Here is a 19,746-nt window from a genome sequence, read left to right as displayed (position 1 = left end):
CTTTCAAAGCCCCTTTTGCATTTCTAAACTCCGCACTTCTTGTCGATAGCGTTTTGAATGATTTGCAGTTTCTTGGATGGGTTGGAAACATTCCACTGCCATTTGAAATCACGACAGTCCTGCCACCATGGGAACACCATTTCACCGAATCTTTCGTGACCGTCATCACGCAGCAAGCGCTTGTAAACGATTCCTTCAATAGGCAAATAGGCTTTCTTGGACAGAAGACCTCTGGAAATCAGATCTATTGTCACTTCCACACTGGTTACAAAACCAATCTGACCTTCCATCGTTGGATATTTCGAGCGATCCATTCGGGAATACGCTTCGCGGATGTAGCTCACCGCCGGAATCTGCGGGAACTCTTTCACCATTTGATCATAGACAATGGCATCAAACTGCCCGTTATCACCAAAGTAAATCACCAGCTCCGGCTTCTTCGTGGCCAAGAGTTTGCGAATGACTTTTTGCTTTAATTCTGGGTCTTGTTTCACGCCTGAGTTCATGTGTAATTGAGTGATCGGGAAACCATTTTCTTCCAGGAAGTCCGAGTGCTGATCATTCATCAGAACCTTGGGCGCCAGACTGACATAGTGGAATTCGATATCCTCGTGCTGATAGTTCAACAACTGGAAGATTTCCGGCATTCCCACAAACAGACTGTCGTCGTCCAAAAACGAAGTCGCTGCCCCTTTTTTGGAAAGGACATGGGACACCTTCAGGGTGTCATCGATATCGGAAACCACTAAAACCTTGGCTTCGGCAAAGACAGAAACCAACATTCCCGCCAAGAGTACTGCAAGCTTTTTCATCCGGTGCTCCTATCTGGAATCAATTTAAAGGCCCCCGGCGGAAGTGACAAAGTTCTAGACAGCCAGAGCCGTCCAGCGTCTTTCGATGCCACCACCTGCGGTTAAACCTGTTATCAATCTACATATCCCCGAGAAAGCAAGAAGAGCGCCAAAAGAAAAGGCGCTGAGGGTCCCCCATCAGCGCCTTATTAGATTTCATTTCAGATCAATTTTTTATTTCTCACCCACTACATAGGCAATCCAGCTTTCACAAGCCTCGCCGTGATCCACCCGAGTGAAGTTGCCATCCCCGGAGCCATCTGCCGCCGTGCCTTCCCAGAACACATGCACCTTGCGGAAACCCACTTCCTGCATCAGGTCCTTGATCTCCGGGATCGTCCACAAGCGCCAGTCATAGGTGAACACCTGCTCAAGCTTCTTCCCACCCACTTTGAAGTGGATATGGAAAAGGGCTTCATTGGTCACAGGATCAAAGTTCGTCTGATCCCAATAGTAGGTGAACCCTTCATGCTTGATCGTGTCTTCGATGGCGTCGTGGCACTGACTTCCGCCGAAGATGTCCACCAGGAACATGCCGTCTTTGTTCAGGGTTTTATAGACGTTGGTGAAATACTTTTTCATCAACTCCCGCTGTTTAAAACAGAAGTATGAAAAATTCATCGCCGCCACGATATCCGCCTTCGGCAGGTTCGGATCCAGAACATTGCCTTCGATCAAACGCATTCGACGCTGCTGTTCGGGCTTGAGCTTGGTCAGATAGTTGTTTTTTCCGTAAGCCATTGGCTCCGGATCAAGATCAATCCCAATCGCTTCATGACGTGGATTAAGCTTAATCCATTCAGTCGACAACGCAAAGGTCCCGCAGAAGTCCTCACGGAACAGACGAGGGGCCTTCCCCTTCAGTTCCCGGTATGTATTCTGGATGAACTGCACGTCATTTTCCGCCGACTGCACGGCCTTGCGATACAGCTCGTATTTATCAAACTGCATCTTGGAGGTTTTCTTGGCAACCCGGCGACGAACCTTCTTGCGATGGGAAAGATCTTTTTTACTCATTAAGGCACTTCCGCAACGACTTCACGAATTGCAGTTTCAATATCCTGCAACTGTGGCACAGAGTTCTTTTCAAGATTCGGATGCAAACCAATACCCGGCAGGTTTTTACCCGCCAGCACACGTGGACGCGCCATCAGATGATAGAAACACTCTTGAGTCGCACGATAAGCCAAGTGCTCTCCGAAGTTGGTCACTTCAGTGTCCTCGTTCACGAACAACACGCGACCGGTTTTTTCGATGGATTCTTTGATCATCGGCCAGTCATACGGATAGATCGAGCGAAGATCGATCACCTCAACAGAGATACCTTCTTGCGCCAGCTTTACCGCCACTTCGTCACACAAGTGCACCATGCGGCTGTAAGTGACAACCGTGATGTGTTCACCCGCGTGAGTGATCTTACCCTTTCCGATCGGAACCATGTATTTTTCAAGTTCCGGCCAGCGAGGCTTCCAGCCTTCAGAGTTCTGAACGGGTTTGTCGATCATGGCTTTGAGCTCTTTTTCATCCGCAGGTTCACCTGGGATCAGCTCATCGCCCTTATGGCGCATCAACGCCTTGGATTTCAAATAAAGAACCGGATTTGGATCTTCGATCGCAGAAAGCATTAATCCATAAGCATCCAACGGATTGGACGGCATTACGATCTTCCAGCCCTGCAGACGGGACGCCCATGCATCGAAAGAGTGAGAGTGGTAAACGGAACCAAAGATCCCCGCACCCACCGGAGTCATCACCACCATTGGCAGTTGGATCTGACCGTTGGTGCACCACAAAGTGTTGCCGGCGATTTTCAAAAGATCGATGGTGTTGAAAATATAATCCGCAAACTGGATTTCAGCCACACAGCGATCACCCGCCATCGCGATACCCATCGCCATGCTTATGATCCCACGTTCATCCAGTGTGGAGTTCCACGCAGTTTCCAAACCTTGAGTCGCCGTGAACACACCGCCCAATGGAGCGCCCACGTCCTGACCGAAGATGTCTTTAACTCCCATGTTGGCTTCACCATAGTGAAGGGCCATTCTGATGGCCTGAGCAATACTTGCCATTAGAATTTTCTCCAATCTGCATTTTCGTTGTTAACAAAGACATGATCCCAAACAGACTCCGGAGTCGGTACCGGTTCCTGACGGGCTTGTTCCTGGGCGCTGACGCCTTCGGCTTCATAATTTTCCCAGATCTTCTTCGCCGTCTTTGGATCAAGAATACCAGCGTCGATCAGGTTTTTCTCGAAAGTCAGAACCGGATCAAACAAGTGTGGCTTTTTATTGGCACCGTCAGCAGAAGAGTGACCGTACAAACGAGTAACCTTCGCTTCGATGAAGGATGGTTTGCCGGTTTTACGGATGTATTCCATCTCTTCTTTCAGAGCCAGATAAGTTTCAATCGGGTCATTGCCATTGATCACGCGGGAACGAATGTTGAACGCAGCAGCGCGGTCGGCGATGTTCGTTTCACCGTGCTGACCTTCGTACGGAGTCGAAATGCCGTAACCGTTGTTCTGCACGGTGATCAACATCGGAAGCTCCTGCCCTTTGCGGGACGCAAGAATCAAACAGGACGCGAAGTCACCTTCGGCAGTCCCAGCGTCACCGCCAGTCACGATGGAAATAGCACCCTTACCCACACGCTTTTGCACGTGAGCCGTACCGCAAGCGATCGGATATTGAACCTCCAACGGAGAAGTCACCGGAGCCACATTCCACTTCGGGAAACAGTAGTGACTGGAGAAGTTACGACCACCTGTGGATGGATCCGTCGCACGATTCATCATCAAACGAATGGAGTCGATCATGTCCATGCCCAATGCGACCATCGTTGGCGTACAACGATAGTGCAAGTGGAACCAGTCGTTCTCGGGACCAGAGCCTTTGCGCGCGAGCATTCCGAGTGGAACACCCCAAGCTTCCTCACCAGGACCACCGATCCAGAAGTAAGCCTCACCAGCTTTGTAGATTTTGATTAAACGCTCTTCCAGAACGCGCGACTTGACCATCAGGTCATGCATACGCAAAAGAATTTCTTCAGACAATCCACCAAAGCTCTGCTTCTTTTTCGCAGGAGCAGCAGCTTTCTTAGAAGCTTTCACAGTGGACTTCGCAGCAGGTTTCGCAGCTTTCTTGGTTGTCTTACCAACAACTGCCTTACCCCCTGTTTTCACAGTGGTCTTTTTAGACATCTCTAGGGCCTCCATTAATCGCGTCTATCTAAGCGAAAACACAACCCTTTGTCACGCCCAATCAACCCTCAAAAACCACCCCCGCCCCAAAGCCAATAAACAAGCCCCACCCCCTATAAAACCCATAAAAAATGCCCAAAAAATAAGCTGAAACTCCATCCCCCACCCCCCCCAGTTCCTCATCGGCGGCGGCAAGGCCCGAAGGGGCGCCCTCGCAGCGCAGGCGTGCTCCCTGCACGTCGGAGCGAGAAGGCGCCCCGACAACGCAGGAGATGGGCCCTTTTCACCACTCGCGGATAAAAAAAGCCCGGGTTTTTGCCCGGGCTTTTCAACAACAACGTATCGCTCTCTATTAAGTCACACTATTTGGCATTGGCCTGCTTCTGCGGGACAAGGGCTTTCCCCTCTTCCAACTGAATCAGATCCAGAAGAACATTCTCCGCTTCCTGAATATCAGGACGCTTCAAGTACTCTTCATTTTTCTTCGCCTTACTAGCGGTCTTTTTAGCTTTTTCTTTCTTTTCTTTTTCGTTCTTATCTTTAAGAACTTCGCTGACGCGGATGACTTTACCGCGGGATTTTGCCTTATTCAGCTCATCAACAATCTTTTTGAATTCATCGTTCTTCGCGACGCGCTCAGAAGATCTTTCACGCAAAGACTTCAGCCACTCCGGCTTGATCTCTTTCCAAGCCCCTGGGCCTTCTTTCACGTAAGCATCCGGAGACAGGAAGGACTCGATTGTTTTTGGCGGCAAAGAGTAGTCCATGTACTTTTCACCGATATCATCCGTGCTGAACGGACCAGGCAGAACCACGTCGGCATCCACACCACGGTGTTGAGTGGATTTACCACCCGGGATGAAGAACATGCCCACTGTTACTTTGATCGCCCCCAGATTGTTCGGGATTGGAAGAACAGATTGAACGCTGCCTTTACCATAAGTGTGGTCACCACCAACGATCACCGCACGCTTGTAATCCTGCAAAGTACCGGACACGATCTCAGAGGCTGAAGCTGATATACGGCTGGTCAGTACAACCAGTGGGCCTGCCCAATCCACCATGGGATCTGTATCACGCAAAGCCGATTCGGCGCGGCCTTCGTTTTTAGAAGACTGCTTCACCACGTTACCAGTCTGGAAGAACAAACCGGCGATTTTCACCGCGTCTTCAAGAGAACCACCACCGTTATTGGAAAGATCCAACACCAGGCCGTCCACTTTCTTTTCGTTGGCTTCCTTGATCAGTTTCTTCATGTCAGCCGCGGAAGATCTGCCACCACGGCGGGAGTCAGCATAGAAAGATGGGAAGTTGATGATACCCACTTTCTTCTTCTGACCGTTGATTTCACGATCCTGATAAATGATGGAAGCTGCTTCGTCTTCCAAGTTCACTTTTTCACGAGTCAAAGTAACGTCGAAACGCTTCTTCCCCTCGCCGGATTTTCTCAAGATGGTCAGGCGAACCTTTGTGCCTTTGTTCCCGCGGATTTTTTTAACAACGTCTTTCAAATCCTGATCGATCACGTTTTCCATAGGTCCTTTTTCCTGACCTACAGCAATGATCTTGTCTTGTGGCTCAATCAAACCGGATTTCGCTGCAGCTCCACCTGGAACCAGTTGTTCCACCACTGTGAAACCATCCTGAGAGGAAAGAGTCGCCCCGATACCTTCCAAGGACAAACGCATCTGGATTTCAAAGTCTTCCAAAACGTCACGCGAGAAGAAGCTGGAGTGCGGATCCAAAGCACGAGCGAAAGAGTCCAGATAACCAGAGTACAGGTCATCCTGGGTTGTCTCTTGCGTTCTCTTCACCGCGCGTTCGTAGTTTTTGATCACATTCTTTTTGGCTTCATCCATTTTCATGTCTGTTGCCATGTAGTTCCCGATCTGGAACTGAATGTATTTTTTCAGGTATTCGTTGGCTTCGTTGGCGTCTTTCGGCCAGGCCTTTTTTTCCGGATCAAAAACAAATTCTGTTTTTTCATCAAACTTGAAGTCTTTGCCCAGATACTTTTTTGCAAACTCAGCACGGTCTTTCACTCGCTCCAGAACGATCTTTTGTGCTTGATCAAGGAAAGAACAGTCACGATTCTTTGTTTTTTCAAAAACATTCCCGGCCGCTTTTCGAATTGCATCCACATCAGCCTGGGTCATATAGATTTTTGAAGGATCAAGTCTTTTCAGGTATTGCTCAACAACGCGATTCTGAAGATCTGTATCTCGATTCGTGTACTTAACGTGATTCGCCAAAAAGCCTTGTTCAATGACTGTCAGATAGCGGCACTCTAGGCCCTCTTTAAGTTGTGCGGAGGCCAGTGAAGACACTGCCAATGAACCAGCAACAACCAAACCTCTAATGCCTTTCGAGAATGAACTCATGATGATCCTTCCGTGACTCCCCGAACGGGAGCAATCCTAATTGCATTAGATTATCAAAGATTTAGCAGAGAGCATTCAATTTATGAAGCTCGTCATAAATTAGGACGTAGAAAGGATTCTTAAGACTTTCGTCGATCTTCTTCAAAGAAAGACAGTTGTGAGAGGTTGTCCACTTTGTCACCACGAAGCCCGCTCAATTTGACTTCGTGCTTAATAAAGCTTCCGTGTTGAGTCTCGATCATGAAGAAGGACATCTCCGGATACCTAGCCTTTAGTCGGGTCATTTCCTCGACGATCAGCTGGATATTCTTGGGATCGTCATCAGACATCCCGAATCGATGGTGGGCATTGTAACCATAAGTTTCAATGGCCTGCTCAACACTGGCGCGAATAGCCCGTTGCTTCAACTCCGCTGTACCTGCTTTGAAGTCCGAATCACCCAGCAAGACCCGCGTTTCTTTGTGGCTCACCGGATAAACGCTGAGATAGTTGGGCTCTAGCGGCAAAACTTTATTCTGCACAAAGACGCGGATGCCATCCTTGAGGGTTTCCGGGTGATGACCACGGGCTGTGATCACGGAAAGTGGACGCTGATTGAAGGCGGCGTGGTAGAAACATTCCCAGGAAGGTCCCTTCCACTGGAAGTCCGGAAAACCCAAGGCCGCAGCAACGTCTTGAACAAAAATCTGCTTCCTGCCGTTCATTTTTTCCAGCTCATCCAAGTGGACATCGCGGAAATTTCTAAAGGTGCCAGTCGCATCACAGAAATCAATTTCGTAATCGGCAAAAGGACCGGATTCACCAATGGATTGGTGATACTGGGCAAAGTCCCCACTGGAGATTTGCACTTCAGAACGATCTTTCTTATGGAATAAAATCAAAGGCGTGGTCAGGAACGCAATATTGTCGTCGAAATCGAAGAAATAGAAACTGCGGCCTCCAAGATGGAAGTTTCTATCCTTCTCTTTGGGGCGATTAATCCCCAGTTCCAATTGTCCCTTCAGGGGACTGTCACTCATACCGACCGTTCCTTCCAAGTTTTTCAAGCTAAACAGTGGGTTGAATTTACCAAATAAAAAAGACCCCGAAAAGGGGCCTGAACAAATTACTTCTTCGCCTTGCGAGTGACTACTTTTTTGACACCCAAGGCTTCGGCTTTCTCTTTCGCCGTGGCCGCTTTCTTCAAAGCCGGCTTTTTAGGAGCCGCTTTTTCACCAGCCGCCTTGGCAACCTTGGCTTTCGGGGTGGCTTTTGCCTTCCCTTTACCTTTGCCCTTTGCCGGGCCCTTTTCATTAATCAAGGCCACGGCCTGTTCCAAAGTGACCGTGTCGGGAGTTGACCCTTCCGGCAATGAAACATTGACCTTACCAGATTTGATGTACGGACCATAAGGACCGTTGAAGACCTGAATCGCATCACCCGTTTCCGGATGCGCACCCAGCTCTTTCAGTGGAGCCGCACGGCCACGTCCTTTTTTCGGTTGCGCCAGCATCTCCAGAGCTTTTTCCAAAGTGATGTTGAAGATGCTTTCACCCTTAGGAATCGAACGATAATCCCCGTCATGAACCACGAATGGACCAAAACGACCCAAGCCTGCTTTGATTTCTTTGCCTGTGCCTGGATGAGTTCCCAAGGTCTTTGGCAATGAAAGAAGGCTTAATGCCATCGCCAGATCCACTTGTTCTGGCTGAGTGCCCGGAGGCAATGACGCACGTTTAGGTTTGTCATCTTCCGGAGTCACATCCCCCAATTGCACATAAGGTCCATAGCGGCCATTTAAGACATACACCGGCAAGTCAGTCTCTGGATCATTGCCCAATGAATCTGCGCCGTTAATTTTTTGATCAATCAGTTTTTCTGCGATTTCCGGAGTGATATCCGCCGGAGACTCATTATCCGGCAAAGATGCGCTCACATCTTCGCCATCACGCTGAGTTGTCACATAAGCACCGTAACGACCAACATGGAATTTATACTTATCCATGCCTTCCAGGGTCATGGTACGAGCTTCATTCGGATCAATCTTGTCACCCTGACTGTCCACCAAGGCACGAAGACCTTTCGGCCCTTTGTAAATGGAGGCCAAGTAGCTTTCCCAGTCCAATTCGCCATCAGCGATGTTATCCAGGCTTTGCTCCATTTCAGAAGTGAAGCCCAGATCCACGTACTGGGACAAATACTGACTTAGTAATTTGGAAACAATCATCGCCGTGAATGTCGGCACCAGCGCCGTTCCGTTCTTACGAACATAGCCACGATCAATGATGGTCCCGATGACAGACGCGTACGTGGAAGGACGGCCGATGCCTTCTTTTTCCATTGTCTGAACAAGACTGGCCTCGGTGTATCGAGCCGGTGGTTTGGTTTCGTGGGATGTTGGGTCGAGTTTCGCACATTTCACAGCGTCTTTAACTTTCAACGCTGGTAAACGCACTTCGCGTTCTGCCAAATCCGCTTCTGGATCATCACTGCCTTCCACGTAAGCTCGCAAGAAGCCCGGGAATTCAATCGTCATACCGGAAGCCCCAAACAGCGCATCACCCACAGTGATCTTCGCGCTGACTTGTTTCTGACGAGCATCCACCATCTGAGAAGCGATAGTGCGCTTCCAGATCAAATCATACAAACGGAACTGAGTGCCAGTCAGACCTGTTTCATCCGGATCCATAAACTGGTTGCCGGCAGGACGGATCGCTTCGTGGGCCTCTTGGGCACCTTTGACTTTTTTGGCTGCGTAATTGCGCGGCTGCGGAGTCAGATACTCTTTCCCGTATTTGCTTTGGATGCACTCGCGGGACGCAGTAATAGCCTCGTTGGACAGGAAGGTGGAGTCCGTACGCATATAGGTGATGAAACCTTGTTCGTACAATTTCTGCGCAACCTGCATGGTTTCGCGGGAACTCAATCCCAGCTTTCTATTGGCTTCCTGTTGCAAAGTAGAAGTGATAAACGGAGGTGCGGGTTTACGGAAGGTCGGTTTTTCTTCGACATCTGTCACCTGCCAGTTGCCGGATTTCAAATCCATGGACAACTTGCCAGCCGTTTTTTCATCCAGCACCAGAACGTCTTTACCCGCGGTCAACTGACCAGTCAGACCGTCAAAATCCTTCCCTGTCGCCACACGCTGATTTTTGTATTGTTGCAGGCGGGATTCGAAGTTCACCCCGTCTTTGCTGAGTTCCGCCAGCACGCCCCAGTAAGAGGACTTTTTAAAGCGCACACGCTCTAGTTCCCTTTCCACAATCAGGCGAACCGCCACGGACTGAACACGGCCGGCGGAAAGACCGTAAGCTACTTTTTTCCAAAGCAGCGGAGAAATCGTATAACCCACCAAACGATCCAGCACACGACGAGCCTCTTGGGCGCGCACCAGGTTGAAGTCGATTTCGCGGGTGTCTTTCAAAGCTTTTTGAATCGCGTCCTTGGTGATCTCATGGAACACCATGCGTTTGGTTGGAACTTTCGGTTTTAGCACTTCCAACAAGTGCCAGCTGATGGATTCCCCTTCACGGTCTTCATCCGTTGCCAGATACAGCTCTGAGGCTTCTTCAAGTTTGTCTTTGAGATTCTTGACGACTTTGGTTTTGTCCTTGGGGACGCAGTACAGCGGCTCGAAGTTCTTATCGACGTTCACACCCAACTGAGCCCATTTTTCTTTTTTGACCTTCTCAGGGATGTCTTTGGCAGATTGAGGCAAATCGCGGATGTGTCCCATGCAGGATTCCACGACATAATCTTTACCCAAGAACTTACGGATGGTCTTAGCCTTCGTGGGAGACTCCACGATGACTAATTTGATTCCGTCTGATGCGTCGCTTTTTTTTGCCATGACTTTAAGCCCTTCGTCTAGGGGCCGTCATCAAGATGAGAAGCTGTAGCGGCCCCTATATAATAGACAAAACATGAAGGTGAAAGCGTCCTGGCGCAAGTCTAAACTTTGACGAGCCATATCAACTTAGACCTTGGCTCGATGTCCGGCTATAATGCAAGGATGAAAAATGCCTCTGAATTTTCCAGCCCTTTGCGCTTTCTGCTGACTGATATCGATGACACTCTGACTGACGAAGGACAGTTAGGTCCAGAGGCTTACGAAGCCCTGTGGGCTCTTCATCGTGCCGGCATTCACGTCATCCCCGTCACCGGACGTCCTGCCGGATGGTGTGAAATGATCGCCCGCGTCTGGCCGGTCAGTGGTATTGTCGGTGAAAACGGTGGCTTTTATTTCCGCTATCACAACAAAACCATGCATCGCCATTTCTTCTTTGATGAAAAAACTCAAAAAGAAAATCGCACAAAACTTCAGCAACTTGAAAAAGAAATTCTGCGGAAGGTTCCCGGCTGCGATCTGGCCAGCGATCAGTTCTGCCGATTGATGGATTTGGCCATCGACTTCTGCGAAGACGTCCCTGCCCTGCCGAAATCCGAGGTGCAAAAGATCGTGGACATCTTCCATCAGCATGGAGCCCAAGCCAAAGTCAGCTCTATTCATGTGAATGGCTGGTTCGGAAGCTATGACAAACTGACCATGTCTTTAAGATTTCTGGAAAAAGAATTCGGCGTGACTGCGGAAGACGCTAAAAGAGTTTGCGGATTCTCGGGCGATTCCCCGAATGATGAACCCATGTTCGCCTACTTCCCACACAGCTTCGCCGTGGCCAACATTCAAAACTTCATCGATCAGATAAAAAACAAACCCACCTATGTCTCTAAGCGACGAGGTGGGTTGGGTTTCACTGAAATTGCCAAAGCAATTTTAGAAAGTCATACGCAGGCCTAAGACGCCTCCGTCTGCCAAAGGCATAAAGCCAGGCTCAAAGGTGATTTCACCTTCACTGGCCGGCAGGCGGGATTTCAGTTCACGATAACGGCGGTTCAACTCCGGTGGAGCCGCCCACACATCGACGATCTCCCAGATACGGAAGCCGATAAAAGAAAAGGCCCCAATCCAGATCAAGCCCCCATTGCCATTGCAGTTGTCAGAGTGCCATGAGCTCATGCAGCTGCCCAAACCAGCAATAAGAACTGCCAAAGAACCCGCCTCACCCACCGTGAAGATCCAGCCTTTTTCTGTGAAACGCCCTTGAATGGCATGTCCAATACCAAAACCCAAAGGATAAGTGCCCAGAATTCCGCCAACCACATAACGAGTTTTAGAAATCTCACCGCGCGCCAGAATCTCGCGATCACGCTCGCTCAACGACGCATAGGAAATTCCGTCGGACTTGCTGACCTCCAGAGAAGATTCCACCGCCCCGGCCGCCATCACCGGCTCTTTGCTTGCTTTCTTTTCAAATGTCATCCCGGCCTGAACCTTGCCCGCCACAACTTTCACCAGGGCCTTCTTGCCTCCGATGGAAATCTTGGTGATTTCACCCTCCCCCGCCGTATCCAGCTTGGAATTCAGGAAATGAACCCGGTCCCCCACCTGCAAGGCGTCCTCAGCACTCAGATGAACGGTGGCCTCTGTGCCTTGAATTTTGATAACGGATTGTGCGAACGAATAAATGGAAGAGAAAAGCAGAGATAAAAATAAAACGAACTTCATAGCCCCTCTAAAAACTTTAAATAAGAATAGGGGGCAAAAGAATAAGCCGCAAATAATTACCCACAGGTACGGACTTACTTCTGGTAACAACAGCGCGCAAGTCCGTCCCTTTGGGGTTTAGCGAAGCTCCACTTTACCCTCTTTAGAAAAGGGAATTCTAAAGAACGAGAGCTTAGCGTCGCCTTCGATGCGATAGCTCACTTCACGAGCCATCAGGATGCTGCCGATATTGCCAAGAACCGCTGAATACTTCACAGGCAACGGAACCTCGACCTTCGCCGATTGCTTCGCTGGAACTGTGACAGGTTTTTCAGTCTTTGCTTCCGTCAGCTCTTTACCGGACAAGAAGACCTTGTAGGTGATCTCATCAACGTTAATGTCGCGTTCGTTGGGATTCTCAACGTCGATCACAAACACCAACGTCGTCCCCACCAAATCCGCGTCTTTGACATAGACCTCGTGCAGTTGGACTTTGGGTTCTTCTTTATAACCCAGCAGGCTGGCACATCCCAGCCCACTGACCAACATCCACACAGACAATACAACCGCAATAACGGACTTCATCTAGGCACCCGCAAAGCTCAGGGACTTCACCAACACATCCGGGCAGATAAAGGAGCTGCCTGGTTTGTTGTATTCATTCCCCAAAGCTTCGATATCACGAAGCAGGTCCAAGACATTTCCGGACATGACAAACTGATCTATTGGTCCCACCTTCTGTCCGTTTTCATACAAGAAACCTTCCGCTGGCATCGAGAAATCCCCGGTGGATTCTTTAAAGCCCGCATGCAGTCCGCCGGAAAACTCCGTCAGATAGACAACCTTGTCATGAGAAGACAAAAGCTGCTGCAGTGATTTTTCGCCTTTTGCCACCACCAAATTCGTCGGCCCAATCGCTTGTTGAGAAGCCGGACTGCGACGAGCATGTGCTGTGTGCGGAATATTCATCTTCTTCGCGTATTCCAAATTGGAAAGGAAGTTTTTCAAAACCCCTTTTTCAAACAAAACCGTTTTCTGTGAAGCAGCCCCTTCATCATCAAACGGACGCACGGCTGTACCACGAGTTTCGAAGGGATCATCCACAAGCTCAAATTTTTCGCTGGCAATTTTCTGACCCAGTTTCCCCTTGAACAAGGACTTCCCTTCATGAACTTCCTTTGCAGAGAAGTACTGATAAATCATCTGCAAGACCATCGGGAACTCATCCCGGCTGATCACAACCGCATAGTTGCCGGTCGCCAGCTTTTGCGCGCCCAAACGGGAAACCGCCTTATCGACGCCTTCATGCGCCACTTTCTCGGCATTGATGTCCTCAAAGCTGCGGGCAAAGAAACCTTCGCCGCCCATTTTTGAGCTTTCGCCCTCTTTCGCCAATGGATAAGCATAGCCGGAATAATAACTTTGCTTGAATTCCTGATCCAGGCCTTCCGAATTCAGAATCCGCTTGAAGCTGATGTTTTCACTGAAACCAGAATAAGGAACTGCTGTGATACGCGCATCTTTTTCAAGACATTTTTCTTCCAACAAGCGCGCAACTTCCAATTTTTTGTCCATCGCCACTTGTTCTGTCTTAAACAGATCATTCATCGCTTTCACAGTCTGAGGTTTCACCAGCTCCACTACCGCCGTGTCACCACTTTGCACGGTCTTGGCATTATTTAAAGCCTCCACATAGGTTCGCAACAAAGAGTCCTCAGAAAGGTTCTCGGTGTAGGCATAACCCTGACTGGCCCCCAGCACCACACGCAAACCCGCCATCTGGGATTGCGTGGACTCGAAAGATTCCAATTTCTTTTTAGAATAACCAATACTCAGACTTTCACCGCCAGAGATCAGCATCTCGACCTTCGCGCCATCTTGGCGAGCTTTTTCAACAATTGTTTGGAAGGTTGATTTAACAGTATCCATTATTTCGCTCTCCCCCCAACCATCAGGCTGGAAACAAGAATTTGCGGCTGACCCACGGCTGCCGGGATAGAACCACTAACTGATCCGCACATTCCGCGCGCCAGCTTCAAGTCATCAGACACTTTGGTGATTTTTCCCAAAGTATCAATTCCGCGACCAATCAGGCAGGCGCCCTTCACAGGCTCCTCAATACGGCCATTGCGAATGATGTAGGCTTCACCGACCTGGAAGTTGTAATCCCCCGTTCCCGGATTCACTGAGCCACCACCCATCTTCTTGGCATAAAGGCCATAATCCACATCGCGGATCATGTCCTCGAACTTATCCTTGCCGGCGGCAATATAGGTGTTACGCATACGGGACGCCGGAGCATACTTGTAAGACTGGCGGCGACCACTGCCCGTGATATCGTAACCGGTCTGGCGCGCCCCCATCTCATCGACGATATAGGATTTCAAAACGCCGTTTTCAATCAGCGTCGTCTTTTTGGTCTTATTGCCCTCGTCATCCATGTTCAAAGAGCCCCAGCCATTCTCGATCGTTCCATCATCAATCGCCGTCACGCTTTCATGCGCAATTTTCTGCCCCAGCTTTCCGCAGAACACAGAAGCATCCTTGGCAACAGAAGTCGTTTCAAGACCATGCCCGCAGGCTTCATGGAAGATCACCCCACCAAAGGCATTATCAATCACCACAGGCATTTCACCCGCAGGCGCATAAGCCGCAGTCGTCAACATCATGGCGCGATCCACGGACTGCTCGGCCAAAGATTTCAGATCCACCTGATCATAGATCTCCGAAGTTCCCATGTGGCCTTCGTCTTCAGAAGCGCTTTCTTTCACGCCATTATTTTCAACAAAGGTCTGCATGCGAATGCGGGTGTAAGCGCGTTCATCATAAGCCATCAGTCCGCGCGAGTTGGCGATTTGCACGCGTTGGAATTTTTCGTTCAGTCCCGCCTCGACCTGAGTCACTGCCGAGTTGCGCGCCCGAGACACCTGGTCGATCGTGTTCAACCAGCGGAACTTGCGATCACGGTTCATCTCCCACGGTTTTTCACCATAGGTGTGGATCGTATCAAAAGGCACCTGCATCAAAGGCATCGATTTGGATGCAGCTCCCGAACCGCGGCTTTGAGCCGCATTCAACGCCGCCTTCACCAGGCCTGCTTCAGAAAGATCATTGGTCGTCACATAGACAATCTCATGACCGAAGAACAGACGAATGCCCGCCCCATAAAGCTGACCTACAATGGCCTGCTCGGGCTTGGAATTCAGAACACTCAATTGAGAGGAATAAGTATCTTCCAAAAAGATATCAGCGAAATCAGCCCCTGTACTCAAAGCTGCATCCAGAGCTTTTGTCAGGATATGAGGTTGAACGATCATGAGGACCTCCTTAAGAACCTCAAGAGTATCCTACCTGAGTTCTCCTCCAAAGCGAAAAACCCCACAGGTCGTGCCGACACGCCCCAGAGTATCGCCAGATGGATCTTTTCATTTGGGAACTTATGGAACAGGGTTTGAATAATCCCTGCGCAGGAGTAACGAATGAACTCTCAACTCAAATTAAACCCCTTCCAATGTCGAGCCCTTTGACAAGGTGACGACTATTGCCGGCAGGGCTCGAGAATTTGAGGAATTGTAAGGAATTTGTATGAACGTGATAACATTGATTCTGTCCGCCGTGATGCTGTCAACTTCCGCCACTGCCAGCACTCAACCATCTGTAAGCGAATCTCAAGAAGCACTTCTTGTAGAGATCAAAGCAAAAACCATCGACCTGGTGGAAAAACAAAAAAGCGAGGCCGAGAAGCTGCGCCGATGTTTTGCATTCCCTAACTTGTGCGACGAAAAGATTAAAGCCAAGCTTCCTCTGATTCGCGCCGCCATTAAACAGAAGTCCGAGGAATATCGCCTGCTGGTGGGGCTTGCGAATGGCCAAAGCATCGCAGGACAGGGCATTTACTCCACCAACACCTCGGCCAGACTGGGCATGACTTTGCCCTATGTTCACTACGAAAAAAGATTCGATCAGGACCAGACCGAGCTGAAGTTACTGCGTAGCCTTTATAAGGAAGACTATCAGGCTATCGCTGACAAGGCCGCCTTAAAATATCAGGACGTTCCAAAAAGCCCTCGCTTTGATCCGACAGGATACGCCATTGAAAACGAGCTGAAACAAGCGGCGGAGTTTTATCGCATGCAGGCTCTGCTGATCATCCACCAGGTGCCGTTTGTGATTTATCTTCCCAATGACAAACCGACGGATCAGCAAGTCGCAACAGCCCTGGGGAAATATATCGAACGGGTGCAAAAAACCCTGGGCGAGCTTTACGACACAGAGAAAAATCCTCTGATAAGCTTCCTGGTCTATGAACCCATTGTTGCCAGTGTTGTGGCCGGAAATCCGGTCAAACAACGTATGGTTCAACTGATGCTGGTAGATCAGAAACACTCCGTGGGTCTGAAAGCCTGGATCGAAAGAAATTCTCCAAGCATCAAATTGGCGGCGTTTTCAACTTGCTCTTTGGTCGCTGCGGTCTTGCAGGCATGGCCGGTGTCCTTGGCCTGTGGTGGAACCGTCACTGCGATCACAGGAAAACAGCTTTACGATGACTATCATAAAATGAAAGACAATTTTGCCTTGTGGCTGACAGGGGCGCAAAGCCATGCGGCAGTGAAAAACGCCGAAGCACGCGTGTTGTACTCTACCCTGGCCTTGTTCTTTGCCGGACAATCCGTGGGTAACACCATTGTGGCCATTGAAACCAGTCTGGTGACGACTCTCAGCACGCTGCCGTCTGTGGCCGCCGCTCGCTTCACCAGCTTGACGGCTTTACGTGAAGGAGGCATCCGCTTTGCCTCAAGAACCATTGAGATGAAAGGAAAAGACCTGGGTGCCAGTTTGTTTGCCGCGTCCTATTCGAATGTGACTGACAAGGATCTGCACACATCTCGAGAAGACCGCATCTTTACTTACAAGGATCTTCTCCTGTTGCAACAAACTGCCCAGCAGCAGCCGTAGTCTTTTCTGAATCGATTTGAAAACAAAAAAAGCGCCCTTTCGGGGCGCTTTTTTCTTGGCAAAAACTACTTACGGATTTTTGCTTTGTACATACGTTTCTTGGTCAAGATACGTTTTTTTCTGTGACGGATACCTTTTCTGGATTTTCCTTTAGCTGCCATTTTAGTTCTCCTTATTATTTTTTATTAGTCGGAACGTTCATCAAAGCTGCAAACGGATTGTTGAACGGATTTGCAGGCTTCATCGGCGCCTGAGCAGGTTTTCCTGCCGGAGGACGCTGACCCTGACCCATTGGGCGGGAAGCCCCACGGTTTTCAGGACGACGTTCCCCACGTGGCGCAGTCGCCTCTGGTGCATCATCCATTTTCATGGTCAATGAAATCTGGTTCTTAACAACATCCACCTTCAAAACCTTCACTGTCACATGGTCACCCGGATTCACCACCTTACGAGGATCATCCACGAATTTGTGCGACAATGCAGAGATATGCACCAGACCATCCTGGTGAACACCGATATCCACAAACGCACCGAAGTTGGTTACGTTCGTCACGATACCCGGGCAGATCATGCCCTCTTTCAGGTCTTTTACTTCCATGATGTCATCACGGAACTGGAACACTTTGAACGGATCACGCGGATCGCGGCCTGGTTTTTCCAATTCTTTGACGATGTCGTCAAATGTGAACTCACCGACCAGTTGTGCCCATTTGGTTCTTTGCGCCATCAACTTCTTCGCGCCTTCGCCGATGATTTCAGACAAAGAAACACCAAGGTCCTTCGCCATATCTGTCACGGCCTGATAGCGCTCAGGGTGAATACCTGTGGAATCCAAAACCTGTTTGCTTTGTGGGATTCTCAAGAACCCTGCAGCTTGTTCGAAAACTTTTGCAGAGAACTTAGGAACTTTCAAAAGCTCAGAACGGTCGTTGAACAAGGCCTTCTTACGAGCCTCAACAATACCTTTCGCCAAAGCAGGACCAATACCCGCCACGTGCGACAGCAACGCTGCCGAAGCTGTGTTCACGTCAACACCCACGTTATTCACGCAGGACTCAACCACTGCTTCCAGGGATTTTTTCAACTGGGACTGATTCACATCGTGCTGGTACTGACCCACACCGATGGATTTCGGATCGACTTTAACAAGTTCAGCCAATGGGTCCTGCAAACGGCGCGCGATAGAGATCGCCCCTTTTACAGTCACATCCAGATCCGGGAACTCTTCACGAGCCACTTCAGACGCTGAGTACACAGAAGCTCCGGACTCAGACACCATCACAACCGGGATGTTTTTGCCCAGGTCTTTCAAAACTTTCTTTAGGAAGGCTTCAGTTTCACGACCGGCAGTTCCGTTACCGACAGCAATCGCTTCGATCTGGATCTGTTTCATCACGTCGCCGAACAAAACTTTCGCTTTACGTTCAGCATCGTCACCCAAAGTGTATAGAACGGTGTGAGAAATGAACGCACCAGATTTATCGATCAGGGCCACTTTACAGCCTGTTCTCAAACCAGGGTCCACGCCCAGAACACACTTCGGTCCGTACGGGGAAGCCAACAAAAGCTTACGCACATTTTCAGCAAAGACCGTGATTGCATCCTGGTCCGCTTTTTCTTTCAACTGACGGTGAACTTCGTTCACAACAGAAGGAAGAACGTAAACATTCAAAGCCAGACGAGCACACTGTTTCAGGTAATCGCCGATCGCATTATCCGGAGTGGATGTCGCGAAGTTTTCGTAAGATTTCAAGATCGCTTCATCGTCGCCTTTAACGTCAACGGTCAGCTCTTCTTCCTGCCAGCCACGTCTCATCGCCAGATAGCGGTGATTGTTTTTCGCATCCATCAGGTTTTTCACCGGCTCTTCAAATTCCTTGTACATTTCGTACTTGGAGTTTGCTTTGTAGCCCTTGGCTGCCTTGGCAATCACACGACCGCTGTCGTTATAGTTTTTCGCCACCATCGCACGAAGGTCCGCATCATTGGCGATTTTCTCGACGATGATATCCTGCGCGCCTTTAAGCGCCTCTTCGTAGGTGTTGATTTTTGCAGTTGGATTGAGGAAGTTTTTCGCCTTCATTTCCATCGTCTGATCGTCTTTGATCAGGCCGTGGCCCATTTCCCAGATCCAGTTTGCCAAAGGTTCCAAGCCCGCTTCGCGCGCGATGGTCGCTTTGGTTTTCTTTTTCTTTTTGAATGGTTTGTAGATTTCTTCCAACTCACCCAGATCCCAGGAAAGCTCGATGCGCTTCTGGATTTCCGCCGTCAGGTTGTTTTGTTCGCCGATTTCTTTAATCAGGAACGCCTTACGCTTGACGATTTCGTTGTAAGTTTCGTGACCTTCGATCACAGCGCGGATCTGAACCTCGTCCAGATTGCCTGTTTTCTCTTTACGGTAACGCGCGATAAACGGAACGGTCGCTCCTTCTGCCGCTAGTTCGATCACAGCCTGTGCTGACTTAACGGGAACGGTTGGAGCAATGCGAGCCAAATAACTCTGAAGAGCCTGATCCATAGAACCTCTAGATTTAATTGGAAATGTTAGAAGATATTAAATCGGTATTATTTATGACGGAATTGGATCAAGCCATGAGATGGGTCGTAAGGAGAAACCCCTACGCTCACACGGTCGCCCACAACCACACGGATATTAAAGCGTCTCATTTTTCCGCAAAGCTTTGCGTTAATGATAACTTTATTATCAAGTTCAATTTTGTATAGACCACCCGCCAGGGCGTCGATCACTTTTCCGTCAATTTGTACCAAATCGTCTTTTGCCATGCAGATAAATTTCTAGGTCAGTTTCCGGGGCCTTGCAATACTTTTCTG

General features: G+C 49.4%; 15 protein-coding genes. 2 read left to right on the top strand and 13 right to left on the bottom strand.

From position 1 onward, the window contains the following. Positions 1–23: 23 nt before the first annotated feature. The 7 genes from ACZ50P_RS04060 to topA form a co-directional block, all read right to left on the bottom strand. A complete protein-coding gene (locus ACZ50P_RS04060) occupies positions 24–812 on the bottom strand; it encodes a phosphatase domain-containing protein (protein ID WP_464133637.1) in 789 nt (262 codons plus the stop codon). Positions 813–1,025: 213 nt separating this feature from the next. Beyond that, a complete protein-coding gene (locus ACZ50P_RS04055) occupies positions 1,026–1,868 on the bottom strand; it encodes a class I SAM-dependent methyltransferase (RefSeq protein ID WP_464133635.1) in 843 nt (280 codons plus the stop codon). Beyond that, positions 1,868–2,923, bottom strand: a complete 1,056-nt coding sequence (locus ACZ50P_RS04050) for an alpha-ketoacid dehydrogenase subunit beta (RefSeq protein ID WP_464118037.1) — start codon at positions 2,921–2,923, stop codon at positions 1,868–1,870. The genes ACZ50P_RS04055 and ACZ50P_RS04050 overlap by 1 nt, the downstream gene beginning before the upstream one ends. After that, on the bottom strand, positions 2,923–4,053 hold the full coding sequence (locus ACZ50P_RS04045; RefSeq protein WP_464133632.1) for a thiamine pyrophosphate-dependent dehydrogenase E1 component subunit alpha: 1,131 nt from the start codon (positions 4,051–4,053) through the stop codon (positions 2,923–2,925). Before ACZ50P_RS04045 ends, ACZ50P_RS04050 begins: the two co-directional genes overlap by 1 nt. A 362-nt stretch (positions 4,054–4,415) precedes the next feature. Next, entirely contained in the window at positions 4,416–6,434 is a 2,019-nt protein-coding gene (locus ACZ50P_RS04040) for a S41 family peptidase (protein WP_464118039.1), read from the bottom strand. Positions 6,435–6,553: 119 nt separating this feature from the next. Next, positions 6,554–7,453: a hypothetical protein gene (locus tag ACZ50P_RS04035; protein WP_464133630.1), complete on the bottom strand. Its 900-nt coding sequence runs from the start codon at positions 7,451–7,453 to the stop codon at positions 6,554–6,556. Between the two features lie 86 nt (positions 7,454–7,539). Further along, positions 7,540–10,263, bottom strand: coding sequence for a type I DNA topoisomerase (gene topA / locus ACZ50P_RS04030; protein WP_464133627.1), 2,724 nt, complete (start codon positions 10,261–10,263; stop codon positions 7,540–7,542). A gap of 162 nt (positions 10,264–10,425) precedes the next feature. Between topA and ACZ50P_RS04025 the strand changes: the two genes are divergently transcribed. Next, entirely contained in the window at positions 10,426–11,211 is a 786-nt protein-coding gene (locus ACZ50P_RS04025; RefSeq protein WP_464133625.1) for an HAD family hydrolase, read from the top strand. Here ACZ50P_RS04025 and ACZ50P_RS04020 read toward each other — a convergent pair. From ACZ50P_RS04020 to ACZ50P_RS04005, 4 genes are all read right to left on the bottom strand, one after another. Then, positions 11,188–11,979, bottom strand: coding sequence for a hypothetical protein (locus tag ACZ50P_RS04020; protein WP_464133622.1), 792 nt, complete (start codon positions 11,977–11,979; stop codon positions 11,188–11,190). The two genes, ACZ50P_RS04025 and ACZ50P_RS04020, sit on opposite strands and share 24 nt — an antisense overlap. A 117-nt stretch (positions 11,980–12,096) precedes the next feature. Next, a complete protein-coding gene (locus ACZ50P_RS04015; protein ID WP_464133621.1) occupies positions 12,097–12,543 on the bottom strand; it encodes an LEA/WHy family protein in 447 nt (148 codons plus the stop codon). Further along, entirely contained in the window at positions 12,544–13,887 is a 1,344-nt protein-coding gene (locus ACZ50P_RS04010) for a TldD/PmbA family protein (RefSeq protein ID WP_464133618.1), read from the bottom strand. Continuing rightward, positions 13,887–15,275, bottom strand: a complete 1,389-nt coding sequence (locus tag ACZ50P_RS04005; RefSeq protein ID WP_464133616.1) for a TldD/PmbA family protein — start codon at positions 15,273–15,275, stop codon at positions 13,887–13,889. Before ACZ50P_RS04005 ends, ACZ50P_RS04010 begins: the two co-directional genes overlap by 1 nt. Positions 15,276–15,543: 268 nt before the next feature. On the opposite strand from ACZ50P_RS04005, the gene ACZ50P_RS04000 reads away from it, so the two are divergent. Beyond that, on the top strand, positions 15,544–16,914 hold the full coding sequence (locus ACZ50P_RS04000) for a hypothetical protein (protein ID WP_464133614.1): 1,371 nt from the start codon (positions 15,544–15,546) through the stop codon (positions 16,912–16,914). 175 nt (positions 16,915–17,089) lie between these two features. On the opposite strand, the gene ACZ50P_RS03995 is transcribed toward ACZ50P_RS04000, so the two are convergent. After that, positions 17,090–19,432 carry a helix-hairpin-helix domain-containing protein gene (locus tag ACZ50P_RS03995; protein WP_464133612.1) on the bottom strand — a complete coding sequence of 781 codons (2,343 nt, stop codon included), beginning with the start codon at positions 19,430–19,432 and terminating at the stop codon, positions 17,090–17,092. 47 nt (positions 19,433–19,479) lie between these two features. Beyond that, complete coding sequence (gene infA, locus ACZ50P_RS03990; RefSeq protein WP_011163494.1) at positions 19,480–19,698, bottom strand: translation initiation factor IF-1; 219 nt, start codon at positions 19,696–19,698, stop codon at positions 19,480–19,482. Positions 19,699–19,746 lie beyond the last annotated feature (48 nt).

The sequence above is a fragment of the Bdellovibrio sp. CKG001 genome (assembly GCF_055397465.1).
The sequence above is the reverse complement of the archived record's forward strand: the minus strand, read 5'-3'. Positions and strand labels throughout refer to the sequence as shown.